Genomic DNA, 2,119 nt, shown 5'->3' on the forward strand with positions numbered 1-2,119 from the left:
CCCCCGCCCGAAACCCCAGACCCCCAGCCCAGACCCCCAGCCCAGACCCCGAGCCCAGACCCCGGGCCCCAGACCCCCAGCCAGCCCGGAACCCGGGCACCCGCCCGGGCACAGCCCAACCCCCGCCCGGGACCCCAGGCCCCCAGCCCGGAACCCGGGCACCCACCCGGGCACAGCCCAGACCCCGTCCCGGGCCCCAGGCCCCGTGACCCAGGCCCCGTCCGGGGCACCGGGCCCCCAGCCCGGGGCCCGGGCACCCGCCCGGGCCCTGCCCGAAGCCCGGGGCACCCGGCCCGGGCCTGCCCAGGCACCCGGGCACCCGGCCGCCTGGACCCCGCCCAGGGCCCAGGGGGGCCCTGCCCGGGGAACCTGCCCTGGGGGTCCTGCCCTGGGGAACCTGCCCTGGGTCCTGGCCTGGGGGGTCCTGCCTGGGAGGGCCTGCCCTGGGAGGGCCTGCCCTGGGAGGGCCTGCCCTGGGAGGGCCTGCCCTGGGAGGGCCTGCCCTGGGGGGTGCCTCCTGGGGGTCCTCGGGGGCTGCTTGTTTGCGCTGCTGCTTGTGTTCTGTGTTCCCCGGCGCCTGCCCGCCACCGGCCCTCCGGCCGCCGGTGTGCAGGCCCCTTTCTTCACCCGCCGGCGCCTGCCGGCCTCTGCCACCAGCCCCGCCACCCGGCACACACCACACCAACAGAAGGGGAGGGCACGCCCATGGCCGGCATCCCGACCATCGACACCGAAGCCGACGTGCCAGACAGGATCGTCTCCAGCATCGACGTCCGGCTCCTGGGCACAGGCGGCTACGTCCCCGACCGCATCGTCACCAACACCGAAGTCGGCACACCCGCCGGCGTCGACCACGACTGGATCACCCGCAAAACCGCCATCCACGAACGCCGCTGGGCCGCCGACGACCAGGCCACCTCAGACCTGGCCACCGCCGCAGCCCGAGCCGCCATGCAGCAAGCAGGCATCACCGCCGAACAACTCTCCGTCATCGCAGTCGCCACCTCCACCCCCGACCGGCCCCAACCCCCCACCGCCGCCTACGTCCAACGCAACCTCGGCGCATCCGGCACCGCCGCATTCGACGTCAACGCCGTATGCTCCGGCACCGTATTCGCCCTCTCCGCAGTCGGCAGCGCCATCCTCCGCCGCGGCGGCTACGCACTCGTCGTCGGCGCAGACATCTACTCACGCATCCTCAACCCCACCGACCGGAAAACAGTCGTCCTCTTCGGAGACGGCGCCGGCGCCATGGTCCTGGGCACCACACGCCACGGCCCCCTCATCCGCCACGCCGCACTCCACACCTTCGGCGACCTGGCCCACCTCATCGAAGTACCCGCCGGCGGCAGCAAACACCCCACCACCCACAACAGCATCGACGCCGGACTCCACTACTTCACCATGGACGGACGAGAAGTCCGCCGATTCGTCGAAGAACAACTCCCCCAGCTCATCAAAGAATTCCTCCACGAAGCCGGCGTCGAACCCACCGACATCAACCACATCATCCCCCACCAAGCCAACGGCATCATGCTCGACACCATCAAAAAAGACCTCAACATGCCCCACACCACCATGCACCGCACACTCACCCACTACGGCAACACAGGAGCCGCCTCCATCCCCCTCACCCTCGACACAGCCGCCCGCAAAGGCGCCTTCCAGCCAGGCGAACTCATCCTCCTCGCCGGCTTCGGCGGCGGCATGGCAACCAGCTTCGCACTCATCGAATGGAACTAAGAGCTTGTCTCACGTGGTGTGGGTTGGTGCGGCATGATGTCTCGCTGTGGGTGCCGATCTGTCGCAGCGGCTGGTTCCTGACGAACTGTGGGAGCTGGTCGCGCCGTTGCTGGAGCAATGCTCATTACCTGTGGATCGGCTCGGGAGGGCGCACGCGAAGGGCGTACCTTCCCGAGTGATCGATTGACTGGTATCGAGTAGGCCCGCGTTGCCGCGCGGGTCGGGAAGGCACGCCCGTGCTCAGCGTAGTGAACGCCGACGGCACCACCGCCGACGGCTCCTCTCTGATCGACGAGATCGTCCGCGAGGGTGCACGGCGGATGCTGGCCGCCGCGTTGGAGGCTGAAGTCAACGCTTACATAGCCGAGTTGGCTGA

Annotated in this window: 1 protein-coding gene and 1 pseudogene; both read left to right on the forward strand. The window is 70.3% G+C overall.

Annotated features, from left to right (window positions below; all coding sequences use genetic code 11):
- Positions 1-705 precede the first annotated feature (705 nt).
- Positions 706-1,743, forward strand: coding sequence for a 3-oxoacyl-ACP synthase III family protein (locus B124_RS36935; protein WP_496507396.1), 1,038 nt, complete (start codon positions 706-708; stop codon positions 1,741-1,743).
- Positions 1,744-1,979: 236 nt separating this feature from the next.
- Positions 1,980-2,119 (forward strand): annotated as a pseudogene (locus B124_RS36940) (IS256 family transposase); the annotation flags it as partial.

Source organism: Streptomyces sp. CNP082 (assembly GCF_059570535.1).